This is a genomic window from Aquimarina sp. AU58 (assembly GCF_900312745.1).
Lineage (GTDB): Bacteria > Bacteroidota > Bacteroidia > Flavobacteriales > Flavobacteriaceae > Aquimarina > Aquimarina spinulae.
Genome location: NZ_OMPD01000014.1, coordinates 1,347,537 through 1,362,982 on the forward strand (window position 1 = coordinate 1,347,537; position 15,446 = coordinate 1,362,982).

General features: G+C 33.5%; 14 protein-coding genes. 7 read left to right on the plus strand and 7 right to left on the minus strand.

What is annotated here, in order from left to right:
* Positions 1-125: 125 nt before the first annotated feature.
* Together DK441_RS17190 and DK441_RS17195 are read left to right on the plus strand one after the other, a co-directional pair.
* Entirely contained in the window at positions 126-1,142 is a 1,017-nt protein-coding gene (locus DK441_RS17190; protein WP_109851792.1) for a sensor histidine kinase, read from the plus strand.
* Positions 1,143-1,173: 31 nt separating this feature from the next.
* Positions 1,174-1,869: a LytTR family DNA-binding domain-containing protein gene (locus DK441_RS17195; RefSeq protein WP_109851793.1), complete on the plus strand. Its 696-nt coding sequence runs from the start codon at positions 1,174-1,176 to the stop codon at positions 1,867-1,869.
* 17 nt (positions 1,870-1,886) lie between these two features.
* Here the strand turns inward: DK441_RS17195 and epsC are convergent, their stop codons facing one another.
* The 5 genes from epsC to DK441_RS17220 all read right to left on the minus strand — a co-directional run bounded on the left by epsC (position 1,887) and on the right by DK441_RS17220 (position 6,121).
* Positions 1,887-2,624, minus strand: a complete 738-nt coding sequence (epsC, locus tag DK441_RS17200) for a serine O-acetyltransferase EpsC (protein ID WP_109851794.1) — start codon at positions 2,622-2,624, stop codon at positions 1,887-1,889.
* A gap of 10 nt (positions 2,625-2,634) precedes the next feature.
* A complete protein-coding gene (locus DK441_RS17205; protein WP_109851795.1) occupies positions 2,635-3,048 on the minus strand; it encodes a DoxX family protein in 414 nt (137 codons plus the stop codon).
* 4 nt (positions 3,049-3,052) lie between these two features.
* A complete protein-coding gene (locus DK441_RS17210) occupies positions 3,053-3,799 on the minus strand; it encodes a DUF6503 family protein (RefSeq protein WP_109851796.1) in 747 nt (248 codons plus the stop codon).
* Positions 3,800-3,841: 42 nt separating this feature from the next.
* Positions 3,842-5,218 carry a nuclear transport factor 2 family protein gene (locus DK441_RS17215; RefSeq protein ID WP_160112145.1) on the minus strand — a complete coding sequence of 459 codons (1,377 nt, stop codon included), beginning with the start codon at positions 5,216-5,218 and terminating at the stop codon, positions 3,842-3,844.
* 72 nt (positions 5,219-5,290) lie between these two features.
* Positions 5,291-6,121, minus strand: a complete 831-nt coding sequence (locus DK441_RS17220; protein WP_109851798.1) for a bifunctional 2-polyprenyl-6-hydroxyphenol methylase/3-demethylubiquinol 3-O-methyltransferase UbiG — start codon at positions 6,119-6,121, stop codon at positions 5,291-5,293.
* Positions 6,122-6,424: 303 nt separating this feature from the next.
* Between DK441_RS17220 and DK441_RS17225 the strand changes: the two genes are divergently transcribed.
* A complete protein-coding gene (locus DK441_RS17225; protein WP_109851799.1) occupies positions 6,425-8,047 on the plus strand; it encodes an amidohydrolase in 1,623 nt (540 codons plus the stop codon).
* Here the strand turns inward: DK441_RS17225 and DK441_RS17230 are convergent.
* Positions 8,044-8,715, minus strand: coding sequence for an RNA polymerase sigma factor (locus tag DK441_RS17230; protein ID WP_109851800.1), 672 nt, complete (start codon positions 8,713-8,715; stop codon positions 8,044-8,046). The genes DK441_RS17225 and DK441_RS17230 overlap by 4 nt on opposite strands.
* A 112-nt stretch (positions 8,716-8,827) precedes the next feature.
* Here DK441_RS17230 and DK441_RS17235 point away from each other — a divergent pair, with 112 nt between their 5' ends.
* Positions 8,828-9,202, plus strand: coding sequence for a hypothetical protein (locus tag DK441_RS17235; RefSeq protein ID WP_109853550.1), 375 nt, complete (start codon positions 8,828-8,830; stop codon positions 9,200-9,202).
* Between the two features lie 103 nt (positions 9,203-9,305).
* Here the strand turns inward: DK441_RS17235 and DK441_RS17240 are convergent, their stop codons facing one another.
* Positions 9,306-10,076, minus strand: a complete 771-nt coding sequence (locus DK441_RS17240; RefSeq protein WP_109851801.1) for a hypothetical protein — start codon at positions 10,074-10,076, stop codon at positions 9,306-9,308.
* 444 nt (positions 10,077-10,520) lie between these two features.
* Here DK441_RS17240 and lodA point away from each other — a divergent pair, with 444 nt between their 5' ends.
* Genes lodA through DK441_RS17255 form a run of 3 tightly spaced genes read left to right on the plus strand, consistent with a single transcriptional unit; the run spans position 10,521 to position 15,380 of the window.
* On the plus strand, positions 10,521-12,569 hold the full coding sequence (gene lodA / locus DK441_RS17245) for a CTQ-dependent lysine 6-oxidase LodA (protein ID WP_109851802.1): 2,049 nt from the start codon (positions 10,521-10,523) through the stop codon (positions 12,567-12,569).
* Positions 12,532-13,713: a lysine-epsilon-oxidase maturase LodB gene (lodB, locus tag DK441_RS17250; protein WP_109851803.1), complete on the plus strand. Its 1,182-nt coding sequence runs from the start codon at positions 12,532-12,534 to the stop codon at positions 13,711-13,713. The genes lodA and lodB overlap by 38 nt, the downstream gene beginning before the upstream one ends.
* Complete coding sequence (locus DK441_RS17255) at positions 13,713-15,380, plus strand: FAD-dependent oxidoreductase (RefSeq protein WP_109851804.1); 1,668 nt, start codon at positions 13,713-13,715, stop codon at positions 15,378-15,380. The genes lodB and DK441_RS17255 overlap by 1 nt, the downstream gene beginning before the upstream one ends.
* Positions 15,381-15,446 lie beyond the last annotated feature (66 nt).

Below are 15,446 nucleotides of genomic sequence, written 5' to 3' on the forward strand. Positions count from 1 at the left end.
TTCTTTTTTAATGTGTAATTGTATTGTACTTATGTGAGTTGATTACACATAAGTAAATTATAGATTTACATAAATTATGGATTTGGGTAGGACTGAAAACCAAAAATCATATAGCTTTGTTATCAATGAAGATTAAAAGCATTTGGTTTCATATTGGTTTTTGGATTGTATATACCGCAATATTTACTATTGTTGAAGCTAGTTATAAAGGGAAATATACCGAGGCATTGGCTTTTGAGCTTATGAATATGCCGATGCGACTTATTATCGTATATTTTAATTATTTTATTCTGTTGCCAAAACTCTTATTGCAAGGTAAAACGGTAAAATATTTTGTGTATACTATACTCACATTAATAGTCTCTGGATTTATTCAACGAATTATTAATTATGAGGTGCTATCTATGCTCTATCCTAATATGACGGATTCTGGAATGTGGCTACCGTATAAGTTTTTACAGGCTTCTATGATCATAGCTTCTCCTTTAATTTTTATTATTGGAATTTCGATTATTTGGAAAGTAGCAGAGTTACAAAAGAGGGCTAAAACTCTTGAAAATGAAAAATTGCAATCAGAATTGAAGTATCTAAAATCACAAATTAATCCTCATTTTCTTTTTAACACTTTAAATAATATCTACGGACTATCTTTAGAAAGCTCAAAAAAAGCTCCCGAACTTATACTTAAGTTATCAGATTTCCTTAGCTTTTCTTTATACGAGAGTTCTCAAAAATTTATTCTTTTAGAAAAAGAAATTAGTTTGCTAAATGACTTTATTGATTTAGAAAAATCTCGTTTTGAAGATAGGGTAGATGTACAGGTTTCTATTCCCGAACATATAGATCCGGTATCTATTCCTCCTCTTATTTTGGTGCCATTTGTAGAAAATGCATTTAAACATAGTTTAAAAAACGAAACCAAAATTGCTCATATAATTGTTAAATTAGAGGTAGTAAATAATCAACTAATTTATGAAGTTATAAACTCGAAACCAGAAGCTACTGTAGAAGATTCTTCACTAAAAGGAATTGGTTTACAGAACATCAAAAAAAGACTAGATATCCTATATAATGATCGATATCAATTAGATATTAAAGATGAAGAAAGATTATATACTATTGTATTAAAAATTGCTATTTGATAAGGTAAGTTGCAAAAAATAAAAGAGACAGATGAAGCTTCGATGTATTATAGTAGATGATGAACAGACTGCAAGAAATATTTTAAAAAAATATATTGGAGATGTCTCTACTTTGGATCTAGCAGGAGAGTTTAAAAATGCTCTTGAAGTCTTGGATTATATCCAGAATCATTCGGTAGATGTGATGTTTTTAGATATTGAAATGCCCAAGCTTTCGGGCTTAAATCTAGCCAAAATTGTAGAGCATAAAATTAAAATCATATTTACAACTGCACATCGTGAGTTTGCTCTAGAAGGCTTCGATTTAAGTGCAGTTGATTATCTGTTAAAGCCTTTTTCTTTTGATCGATTTTTAAAAGCTATTCAGAAAATTAACCCTGATTTCTCAAATACTACTGTTACACCTGCATCTGTAGTTGATCATATTTTTGTGAAAGCTGATAAAAAAATGGTTAAAATTAATTTTTCAGAATTATTATATATCGAAGGCTTAAGTAACTATGTCAAAATTCATACGACAGAACATACTTTGGTTGTCTATGAAAAGCTGAGTGATCTCGTACAACGATTACCTTCTTTTTCTTTTATGCGCATACATAGATCTTATATTGTAAATACCGAAAAAATAAAAACATATACCAAAGAGTATGTAGAAATTAAAAAAAGACATATCCCAATAAGCTTAACATATCGAAATGCATTATTGTCTTTTTTAGAGAAGTCCTAAGGTTTCTCTTGAGAAAATTATTGTATTTTATTTGCCTTTCCTTTAGGTTTTGCTGGTATTCCTGCAACTGTGATGCCTGGTGCTGTATCTTTTAACACTACAGCTCCGGCAGCAATATTAGAATGTGCCCCTATAGTTATATTCCCTAATATCGTAGCACCCGCTCCAATAACTACGTTAGAACAGATTTTTGGGTGCCGTTTTCCTTCTGTTTTTCCAGTACTACCCAAGGTGACATTATGAAAAATAAATACATCATCCTCAATTTCGCAAGTTTCTCCTATAACAACACCTATCCCATGATCTATAACCAATCCTTTACCAATTTTTGCAGCAGGATGTATATCGATTGCATAGGTTTCAAAAATTCTATTTTGTAACCATTTGGCAGTTATCAGATTTCCTTTTTTGAATAATTCATGAGAAAATCGATGCGCTTGTAATGCTTGGTATCCTCTTAAAAAAAACAATACTTCAAAATAATGAGTGCACGCAAAATCTCTTTCGAAATAAGAGGTGAGATCTCGCTTAAAAGTATCCTTTAGTTCTATGGTATCAGTGAGAATTTCCTTAAAAATAGCGGCTAACTCGTTAGAATTTATAAGATCATCAGAAAGCTTTTTACTTAGTATGATAGTTAAAACATCTGCTGAGTCCTTGCATTGTTTTTGGTATTGATCTAAAATTTTCTTTGCAATTGGTTCCGAAGTATTTTCTAATTCTAATCGAATTCTATCCCAAATATTGTCTGTCATTTTTTAGAGCTTAAGGTTTACTTATCGATAGTTTACCCGATCCCATAAAGATAAAGGCAAGACAACAGAATAATATAGCCAATGCTGGTGTCATGGCCTCAATGCTATCTCCAAGGCGTATATGTACTAGTACTGCTATTATAAAGTTGATTACCAGAACTAATGAAGCTAATCGTATATGATAACCGATAAGAATCAACAAGCCTCCTATAGCTTGTATATATACAGATAGTATAGCACTAATTACAGGAAAAGGAAAACCGTTGATATGAAGGAAACCAGAAAATTCTATCATTCGTTCCCAGCTAATGATATTGTCTATTACTCCATATAATAAACGCAAACCCACAAAAATTCGTAGAATGAAAATCCCAATATATGCTCTGGAGCTTAATTTTTCTTTCAAATCATATGTTCTACTCATATATTTACTTATTTAGAACTACCTCTTTTACTATGATATCAGATCCCGAATAAGCATCAGTATCATATTCATGCCAATGTCGTATTCTTGGGATTTTAACTCCTTCAATCGTAATCTCACCAGAAAAATAAAGGCGCTCTCCTTTTGCAGTATCATCAGGAAATACAATTTCGATACCTAGTAAAGTATAATCTTTTTGAGAAATAAATACATTCCAGTGTTTAGAAAAAACAGTTTCTTTTAACACAAGTTCAATTTTGTAACTATCTGTGTCATTAAATACAGCTTTACTTGCTTTACCAAAAGTATCAATAGTAGCATCATTTAGAGACATTGGTAAACCAATTAAATGCTGATAAAATTTTTGGTAGTTAAGATTTCGTTCAGGTTGTAGTCGATATTTTTTTATTTGAATACTATCTGTATTAATCTCTCCATTCAAAAGTGTTCTTGAGATTCCTTTTTCATCTATGATATGTGTAGATATATGCTGATCTCTATTTCTTGTTAATTCGAAGCTATTGTCATTATTGTTCATTTTTAAGATAGAATACCGGTGAGGGTTGGATAAACGAGGTTCTTGAATATGAACTTTGAGATTTGTTATCGACCAACGATTATCGGGGTCGTATGTTTTTATGCTTTTTTGAAGAATGACTTGAGTATCTAGTTGTTGTTGATCTTTTTGAGAGTTACAACTTAATCCAATACATACGGTTAGGATTAAGATATAATATAATTTGTTATACATGATCTTCATGTTTTTGTTTTTATGAAATTTAAGTTTTTATTTTTAATTCGATTCAATTTTACTATCATGAAATCCTGCGCGTTTCCATAGATTGCTATCTTTTACCCATACATGAGATACTCTATATTGACTTTCTTTGGTTTTTCCATCTCGAATATCTGAAGTTATTATTTTTGCAGTAACAATTGCAAAGTTGTCATATAGCTCAAGTTGCGTTTCTTTCATTTCATACTTAGTAACTACCAAATTACCGTCATCAATATCTTTTTTTCTATTTTTTAAATACTCTAACCAGGCTGTTTTTCCTATTGATTTTGATGTTCCGTTAGTATGCCTATAATTATCGGTTATCAAGCTCTCGAGTTTTGTAACATTACCTTCTTTAAATGCTGTATTAAAAGTAGTAATTGTACGTGCAAGCTCCAGCTTATCAGATACAGAATTAATTACGTTTTCTATTGCAATATCCAGATCGGTATCTTCAACAAGATAAGAAGTAAAATACTTATGTATTGCATTATGATAAAAACTAAAAACATTCTCACGGTTCATATATAGCGTATAGTCATTAATTCCTTGTCCTAAAAATGCTTCCTGGCTTACTTTCCCTGCTGTATAGAACAATATAGCATGCCAGAGACTTTTTGGAGGCTTTATTTTTAATTTCTCACTTACTCTATTTATGCTTTCTGCGATAGCTCCTTTTTGCCTTTTTATTACAGTATGACTTGCTTCGTGAAATATGGTTTCTACCCAATCACCTGCTATTTCTGGATAATTAATAACAGTACTTAATACAATAGAGCTGGGAGTTCGACTTAATGTAAAAGCGCCGCCTCCCGGACTTTTTATCGAAAGATCAATGCGTATTTTGGTATCCTGCCATTTTGCCTGAGCCAATTTTGCGATTCGAGAAATGATAATATCTTCTGTTTTTTTGATAAGATCAATATTCTCCTGCAACTTATCGGTATTGATTTGCCGATGAGTTTTCCAAAAATGAGTACTATAGATTGGTTTAAATTCGTTAAGGTTTTTTATAAAAAGAATTTCGAACCTGGATTCGGGAAGCATGTCCTGCTTAGTATAGTTAATGATCCATTTTCTAAACCCTATCAATTCCTGGTTGAAATGATTTTTTAAATCTATATGATCTTTATAGTAGGTTATGGTTTTTTGAAAAACTACTTTTTCTTTTTGACTAAGTTTTTGCCAAACCTCTTTTTTAACCAGCTTATCTAATGATTTTTCGTAGGATGCAGCAGCAGTTTCATACAAATAGAAATGAAGATTAATCCAGAAGTTATTATGAAATTCAAAATACGTAGTGGTTTCAATACCTGAAACTTTAGGTTGCGCAATCAAAGAATAATTGAATACCAAAATAATATATAGTACAACAATATATCTACATTTCATGTATTTGCTCTTTTTTATCATTTAAAGTATTATTAATAGTATGAGGTATAAATTTTGGAACTACCCAATTCCTTATTTTTCTGCTACAATAAACATTTTCTTAGCATCTGTAGTATAAGGTTCTTTTTGGTGACCACCTTCTATAGTTTTTATGTTAAACCCGACTTGTTTAAGCATTAGTTTAATTTCAAATGGAAATATAATACGCCATTTCATACTATAATTTTTGCGTTTTACTGTACCGTCAGAAAGTACTTCGTCATACCAGCCATATAATTCCTGAACTTGGTTTTTATTCATAGGTCCTGATGCTGCAAATCTTGTATACGAATTACCGGTGTGAGAATTTTTTCTTGTAAAAAATGGTTTAGGTATGGCATCGCCAGATAGGTTTAAAATAAACGGATTCATAAGATCTATTGCTATTAATCCACCTTTAGACATATGATTGTAAATACTAGATAAGGCCTTGCATTGACTATCAAAATCAGGAATACACATTAGACTATTAAACGCACATATTACCAATTTGTAATCTGTTTTATCCAGATTCAATGTGGTTATATCCTGTTCTACCAGTTGTATGTTTTGACGGATGTCTTCATCTTCTCTTTGTAAATTATGTTCAAATTGTTCTAATATACCTCTGGAGTTATCAACTCCAGTAACTCGATGACCAGCTTTGGCTAATGGTATGGTTACACGGCCAGATCCACAACATAATTCGAGAACCTCTCCATTATTTTTTGTTGAAAATTCAAGAAAACGATCGACATCATGTTTAAGACCTTGTGAGGAAACAGTATCATCGAAGTTTTTAGAAAAAACAGAGTGTTCTTCTGAAGGGTAATCACTATCATAATATTGTATTGAAGGATGATCCTTTGGTAAGTTTGTATTCATAAATTTGTTTTTAAGGTATAGCCGTTGCCAAAAGACTATGTAGTATCTCTATTCGTTTTTTGATTGATTCTTTTATGATGATTGTGAGTATTACGATCTCAAAAGTATCGTTTCCTTTTATGAATAAATCGTGAGTTTTGGTATCAAACGGTCTCACTTTTATGAAATGAGACAACTCTTAACAGTTTTTATGAATTTGAATACGGATATGGTTTAAAGTAGGGTTCTTATTATATTAAGAAAACCTTAACCACTACACCCGTAAGATATATTTACATTTAGAGCTTTAAAAACTCGACAATAATGAAAAAATCATCCTTACTATTAGTTATTACTGTATTACTTTTTTCTTGTAAAAAACCAGTTGAAGTAGACGTATTGGTTATTAATGCAAATGTATATACTGTAGAGGATACGAATCCAAAAGCAGAGGCATTTGCTATAAAAGGGGGTAAATTTATTGCTGTAGGGAGTAACGATGAAATCTTAAAGGGGTATACGACAACTAATACTTTGGATGCAGGAGGAAAAACAATAGTACCTGGATTGATTGATGCACATTGTCATTTTTATGGCCTTGGGTTACAACAGCAAAAAGTGGATCTTGTGGGAACCAAAAGTTATGCAGAAGTATTGGATCGTATTGTAGCTTTTCAGAAAGAAAAAAATGTATCATTTATTACCGGAAGAGGATGGGATCAAAATGATTGGGAAGTAAAAGAATTTCCGACCAAAGAAAAATTAGATAGCTTGTTTCCTGATACTCCTGTGGCAGTAACCCGAGTAGATGGCCATGCAATGATAGCAAATCAAAAAGCATTAGATCTTGCTAAAATTACTATAAATACCAAAGTAGAAGGGGGAGAGATACTTCAAAAAGATGGAAAACTTACTGGTGTATTAATCGATAACCCTATGAGGTTGATCGGTGCAGTTATCCCTAAGCCTACAGTACGAGAGCAAATACAGGCTTTAAAAGATGCCGAAAAAATTAATTTTGGGTATGGATTAACAACTGTAGATGATGCGGGATTGAGTCCCGAAGTGATTACACTAGTAGATAGCTTACAGAAAATAAATGAACTTAAAATAAGGATGTATGCTATGGTAAGTAATGTACCCGAATATGTAGATCATTATCTAAAAAGTGGAGTACATAAAACAGATAAGTTAAATGTTTCTTCTTTCAAAGTATATGCAGATGGAGCCTTAGGATCTAGAGGAGCTACACTAAAACGACCATATGCAGATATGGAAAATCATTATGGAGCTATGGTCATCGGAAATGATGATTTTAAAACTCTGGCAAAACGATTAGCAGGATCACCTTTTCAGATGAATACTCATGCTATTGGGGACTCGGCCAATGCAGTAGTAATGAAAACGTATTATGATGTGCTTCAAAATAAATCGGATAGAAGATGGAGAGTAGAACATGCCCAGGTGGTGGCTCCCGAAGAATTTGAAATCCTTAATAATAATCTGGTTATGAGCGTGCAACCAACTCATGCTACAAGTGATATGTATTGGGCAGATGAACGATTAGGAGAAGAACGTATAAAAGGAGCATATGCTTATAAAAAATTATTAGAAAAAACGGGTAGAATTGCTTTGGGTACAGACTATCCTGTAGAGCATGTAAGTCCATTCTATACTTTTTATGCTGCGGTAGCCCGAAAAGATCTAAAGCAATATCCAGAAGGTGGTTTTCAAAAAGAAAATGCACTTAGTAGAGAAGAAACTCTAAAAGGAATGACGCTTTGGGCAGCTTACAGTAACTTTGAAGAATATGAAAAAGGAAGCATTACCGCAGGTAAATTTGCAGATTTTGTAATCCTTGAGGATAACATCATGGAAATTGATGAAGATCAAATCCCAAATATAAAAGTGAAAGCTACTTATATTGATGGAGAAAAGGTGTACTAGATAGCATTCATTACTTTATCTACGATAGTATCACATTTGCTAAATCCAAATTCGAAAATGTCAGTATCCAGGGAGAGTTCATAGAGTTCTTCTCTAATCATATCTTTGGCACGATGTAGGCGAACCTTTACATTAGAAACTGTTAACCCTAAACAATCTGATATTTCTGCCATACTCATACCTTCAACCTCTCTAAGAACATAAACGGTTCGGTATTTTACATCTAATAGATCAATAGTTTTTTCTAAGATCTGTTTTGCTTCTTGTCGTATCATTTTTTTTTCGGGATTTAATTGTTCAGTATCAGGAATCTCGAGAACAAAATCATTCGATACGCTATTTTCAGATTTATATAAATTAAGATATTTTCCTTTTGTTTTTAATCGAGCTAGAGTTTCATTTATTCCAATTCGTATCAACCAGGTAGAGAATTGCGAGTTGTGCTTAAACTGGTAGAGTTTTTCATAGGCTTTTAAATATGTGTTTTGCATTATGTCTTCAATTTCTGCAAGATCATTTATATAACTTCGAATAACTCGATATAGTTTTTGGTTATTTCTTCTTAGCAAGATTTCATACAACTCTTTTTCTCCAGAATGAATACGGCATATTACATCAGAATCTGATATTTTATGAGTTTTATAATCATTGATTTTAATGGGTTCCATAGCTTGTTATTTATAGCTTAGATGAAAAACTGCATAAAAAGTTACAAAACTTTGTAACCAAAAAGTGGATTTTTTATCTAAAAACCGAATAACAAAAAAAATATTTGAAATTATGGATTCGCAGATTAAGACAGTTTTTACACTACTAAAATATACATATGGCCTTGTGCCCATAGTTGCCGGATTAGACAAATTTATCAATATACTTACAGATTGGAGTCAGTATGTTTCTCCTGGGTTCGCAGCTATATTACCTTTTGAAGCCAAAACATTTATGAGTATTGTGGGAGTGATCGAAATTATAGCAGGTATTTTAGTGCTTTATCGCCCCAAAATAGGTGGATATGTGGTTATGGGATGGCTATTAGCTATAGCATTAACTCTTCTATTTAGCGGACATTATATTGATGTAGCGGTAAGAGATATTGTGATGGCAATAGGAGCATTCTCACTAGTAAAATTAGCAAGTTCTATAGTCGAACAATAAAAATTATAAGCAGATTAAAAAAGAGAAAGATTAGCGTATTAGGAATGCCAGTGATTTTTTTCAAGAAAGCATCATCAGTATAAAAAGGTGGTGCTTTCTTATTTTACTTTCCTCCATTTGCTTGCAGATCGGCAATGCATTGGGCATCTAGTTCTGGAATTACATCACCCATACCCATCATCCCACTACCAAATTCTATTGCGGCTTCCATCAAACAGTTTGATACATTACAGTGATTACTTGCATCCGGATCTTCATGTTCAGATTGTAAAGGAGTACCCAGATTTACCAGTCCCATTAGATGACAAAATTCATGGTTTAGCGTAGCAGTTTCTATAGCGCTAAGAGAAGGAGAATTTGGCCTTGCACTTAATGCACGTAATGTACCTTCATAAATTACCATCGAAGTATTTAGATACGCAGAACCTAAAGTTACTTGCTCATTAGTGTCATTTTCTTTACTTCCATCTGCAAAATATACATATACAGTGATATCATCTTCCTTATTAAATAGTGTTCTGGTAGCGTTTTCTATTTCTGCAATCTCTTCAATAGAAAAAGGGGCTTTACCAGAAGAAGGTATAGAACGTTGTGTGATTGTAATTCCGTCGGGCTTAAATAATCGATCTTGTAAAAACTCTCTAAACCCTTGTATTGCTTGTGAGGTAGGTTCGAATCCTTGTACAGCTATTATCTCTATAGTTATGCTATTAAAATTGGTTGCGCTTAGCAGATCATTTGCAGAGCTACCCAGAGGTTTCATGTTGTTTGCTTGTAAGGCGCTTGTAATTAGTGTATTATCGTCGTCGTCAGAACATCCAATGAGAATAAAAGAAGAGATCAACAGGTAACCAAAGAGCTTTGTTATTTGCACAGGATTTCTTTTTAAAGAGGTTATGACTAGTAAGTAAACGAATTTATATTACGTCTTATTTCTAGTTTAACGTTGTTTTGTTAAATGATTTCTTTGCCACAAAGATTGTACCATCAATGTTGTTAGGAAGGCTTTGGTCTTTGAAAGCTTGTGTATATATCTGGTTTTAAGAAATTTACGAGTATGGGGTTAAATACAAACCTATAACCGTATTTATACGTGTTTTTAGAGATAAAGCCATTTTTTTAGAATTTTCAATAGTATGGAAGGCTGATTTTTAAGTACATTTAGTATAAGAATACTTTTCATATCAAACTTATGAAAGTCTTACTTTTTTGAAAAATGAGTATAGTTACAAACATGTAAATAGCATTTTCTAAAAAAAACCTTTTTAAACATATTCTAGATCTTAAAACCAAAAATTAACCAAAAAATTAAAATCAAATGCAATTATCCATTCACCCATCTATTGGAGTTGCCCGATTAGGAAACAGTACAACTGAACTTTGTTTATCACCAGATCAGATAGGAGGACTTCCTTTTGATTGTGATGAACATGGGAATCTAACAGGGCCAATCAAAGAATTTAAAGATGCTAAAGGTCTTATCAAAAGACAGGGGCAACCTTTTAAAATATTTGACGAAAATCAGAATGAAATCACTCTGGATTCTGAGCATATCAAATCTATTGAATGGACAGTGCATTTGGCGAATAAAAAAGCTGCCTGGTATCAGTTTAGTGAACTTGAAGGGAATTTATTATTCGGTACTGAAAACAGTTATGAAAATCGTGGAGTACCTTTGCGAAACCCTGATACGACCGATAGACAAACCTTAATTATAGATCCGGGACCTAGAACTATTCTGGGAAAGAATAAATCAATCGCTTTTGATGAGGAAAATGTACCAAATGGATATCCAGCACGATTCCCTCCTTCAAAGGTGAAATATGGATTACCTGTAGAAAAATTAGGAGATTTATTGACAGATGATAAAGGACGACTCATTGTATTTGGTGGATACGGGCATGCAGGAGGAAATGAACCCTTAACAAGTTATGGAGGCTCTAATACCTGGCACGATGATATTTCAGATGGAACGGTATATTGTACCGTTACAGATACAGATGATAATGAATATGAGCTTTCAGCGTGGGTGATTATAGGATCTCCTGATTTTGCTCCAGAGATTGTAAATATTTCTACCCTAAGTGATACGATGTTTGATGTTGGGGTGCGTAATTTTGATTTGGATTCAGATATGTATTCAAAGACTACAGGTGAATGGAATACCAGTTTTATTGTAGATTTTAAAAGAGACATACTTCCTATTATCAATAGGATAAGTCGTTACCAATGGGTTTCCAACGTTCAGTCGATGATGGCATTTACTAGTAACATTTTTGATTTTTCAGATCCATCAGAAGGAAATAAAGAAAACCGTAAGCAATATCTATCTTATTTCAGAAACAATGATGCCCAACCGCCAGTGCCTCCACATTTACCACAACAACAATTGTTTAAAGAAAATGGAGGTGATATCTTTCCGATGATGCCATTGAATTCTGGTAGTAATTCTGTAAGCAATATCAATGTCAATAAATTTATGGCATTAAATGAAACCCAATTGTTTTTATTAGGACAATGGGCAGAAGGAAAATTTGTTAATAATGAAACTCCACAAGAATATCCTGTTAACCCAATGGATACGGTAGGAGTAGGAAACTGTGTAGGGTTACCGATGTGTCCTGGTATTGAAGTTACATGGAGTATGCAAAATGATGTAATTTATGAGGCACCATATGTAATCAAACAGTATGAAAATGAAGAGTATTATGCGCAACATGGATTGAACCCTTCTAGAGATGAGAGTGAAGGTGGTGGTTGTGAACCTGGAGATTTAACCAAAAGAATGGCATGCCCATGGCAAGCCGACTTTTTTCAATGTACAGTCCAGTATATCAATTTTACCGTACCCTCGATCAATAAAATAACACTTAGTAATGGGACTAATGTTCCGTTACCACCTACTTACTATACATATTGGTGGCCGCCACAAAGCCCTTGGGATGTGATCGTAGGTGAATTTACAGATAAAGGACAAGGACAAACGCACTTACCTGCGGGACAACAGGTCAATTATGCCCGTGGTATCAACAGTTTTGTGCAAATGGTTGAGTATTGGTACGCACTTGGGTTTATCAGAGATAAAAATAGGGCAACTCCAGGATATCCATATATTGTAGAGACCGAAAGAAATAATGAACAATTCTCTTATAAAGAAGTGCCCGTAGGAGAGATCACTGGAAATGATGCTGATAATGACACCACTATACCTGTATTTTTTATTGAGGAGAATAAGCATGCAGTAAAGAAGAAAAGCAATAAGGCAAAACTATTGATAGAGCACTTAGAAATGGTCGTGTTTAATAAAATTGAAATAGCACCAGAAGGGCTTGAAATGCCTAGATCAGGAACAAGAAGTAGAAGGTGAAATGGCATATCATTTTAAAACAGATGTACTTATTGTAGGTGGTGGCCCGGCAGGAGCTTCCACCGCATTAAGTGTATTAAAATATTCAGATCTTAAGGTAATGATCGTTGAACAAAGTGATTTAGATACCTTAAGGGTAGGGGAACAGGTAAGCCCGGCGATATTTGACTTACTTGCTTATATGGATATCCATCGAACAGATTTTGAAACAAACAGTTTTATATATGGTTATGACCATGTAGCCGCCTGGGGAAGTGCTAACCTGTCCTCGAGACATTCTATTTCAAGTACAGTAGAGGATAGTATACAACTGGATCGGAAAGCTTTTGATTTGTTATTATTGGAACGAGCTGATCAAAGAGGAGCAAGCATTTTACCCAGAACCAGGTGTATTGATTTTTGGCAAACCAAAGAAGGAGACTGGACTATTGAACTTAAGCATAAAACCAAAGGTGATATTTTGGTAAAGGCAAACTTTTTGGTCGATGCTACAGGGCGGCAAAATGCTGTGTCCAGAAATTTGGGATTAAAACCGCTAAAAAGTGATGAATTAGTAGCAATAGGGACCTTTATAACTTTTGAAAAAGGAAAAGTGCCTGCACAAGAAGTGTTATTAGAAACAGTAGAAGAAGGTTGGTGGTACTGTGCTACCTTACCCAATGACAAAATAGGACTAACACTATTTACAGATGCAGGAATTGCAAAGGAAAAACAACTTCAGAAGACACATCAATTTAATCAATTACTTTTAAATACTAGATATATCAAAAATAAAATAAAACAAGGGGTTTCATATCAATCGCCTTGGGTACGGAATGCTTTTTCAAAATTGATAGATATTACTCCTATAAAAAATTATATCGCTGTTGGTGATGCCATAGCATCTTTTGATCCCATTTCTTCTATGGGAATTGGATTTGCCCTTAGTTCGGCTTGTCACGCTTCTAAAACGATCATTGATTTTGAAAATAGCGGGGACGATACATGTAGATTAGATTATCAACACAATATCAATGCTATTTATAAAGATTACCAACAGACTAAAAATCAATTTTATGCAACAGAACAACGTTGGAAAGAATCCGAATTTTGGCAACAAAGACTGATGAGTAATACTATAAAATCAAAAATAAAATCATACTGATGATACAAGAACCTTTACACACAGTTTCAGAACTACTGAAAGACAATATTGATGCATTTTTAAAAGAACTGAATAGCCATCTTCCATCAAATATAACAATATCGACCAATTGGGGAGAATTAGATAACGTATATAAACATAATAAGAATAGTCAAATTTTTAATAGAAGACTTCAATACAATCCTTTTGTTATCGTGTACTGCGAAAACGAATCTGATGTAGTAATTACGTATAAAGCAGCTATAGATAACAAATTACCAATTCGGGTTCGTGCTGGGGGACATGATCATGAGGGAGAATGCACGGGGACAAATGTGGTATTGATTGATGTTTCAAAAATGGCTTCGTTAACTATTGATCCGGTAACCAAGATTGCCAGTATAGGCCCAGGGATTCGCTTTCAAACGCTTACTTCTAAGCTTGCAGAACAAGATGTAATGATTCCACATGGTACTTGTGCCACTGTAGGAATCGCTGGCTTTACCATGGGAGGCGGCTGGGGCCCCTGGACTCGTAAAATGGGAATGTGCTGTGAACATCTTGTTGGGGCCAATATCCTATTGGGTGATGGAACCCTTCAAAAGCTGGATGTAAAAAATGGTTCTGTGCCTGAATTATTATGGGCACTTAGAGGAGGTGGAGGTATGAGCTATGGTATCATAACCGAATTACGTATACAAACCTTTACCTTACCCGCTGTACTACATCGTTTTGAGGTAGAATGGAATTGTTATGAAGATCAGAAACCAGATGCATTAAATGAAGAGGTGCCAACAATTGAAATATTGCAAAAATGGGAAGAGTTAATCGAGTCACCAAATACTTCAAACCTTATAGGAACTAACTTGAAAATAAATGGGAGACCATGGGATACAGGAGAACCTGTAAATATCAACACAGTATATAATAATTGTGTTTTTTATGGATATTGGGAAGGAGATGAGAATAGCTTATGCAAGTTTATAGATGATTATCTTAAAGAAAAAGTTTCGCCTTATACTCTTACCATAGAACCGGCAACCGGAGCAGATTATGCACATAAAAACCAATATGGTTCCCATTTAATGGGGAACTGGGACCGGGAATCACACAACAAAATTTTAAATAAATTAGGGTTGCTTAGAGAAGGAACCCCTTTACAACCAGATTATGATATTCCTGCTCCTCATAAAATCACATCAAGATTAGTCAATACTGATGGATTAGATGCTCAAGGTAAAAATGGATACAAAGCCTTGTTCGAGAGCTTATTTTCTAATCTTATTTTAGATGGTAACAGAAAGTTGGGACTATTTACTTATGTGACTTTAGGAGCTATTGTTGGAGATTATTATATGAAACATGCAGAAAATACGGATAGTGCTTTTCCTTATAAGAACAAACTATATACTATACAATATCAATGCTGGTGGAATACGAAAAAAGAGGAGAAGGAAGAATTTCAAGATAACTTTGTGTATGATAGAACAAACCGTTCATTGGATTGGATAGAAACCAGTCGGGATTTTGATATTCCTAATACTTCAGGGGCTTTTATAAGCTTTAAAGATAGTTCAATCCCAACTAAAACTTATTTTGATAAAAGTTATGAACGTTTAAAAGAAATAAAAGAAACCTATTCCAAAGATCCATATAATCATTTTAGAACCCGAAAAACAATTATCTAAATAATGAAGTGCGATAAATTTCACTTGTAACTACAAGGGGATTTGCCAACGCTTCATCTCACCCAT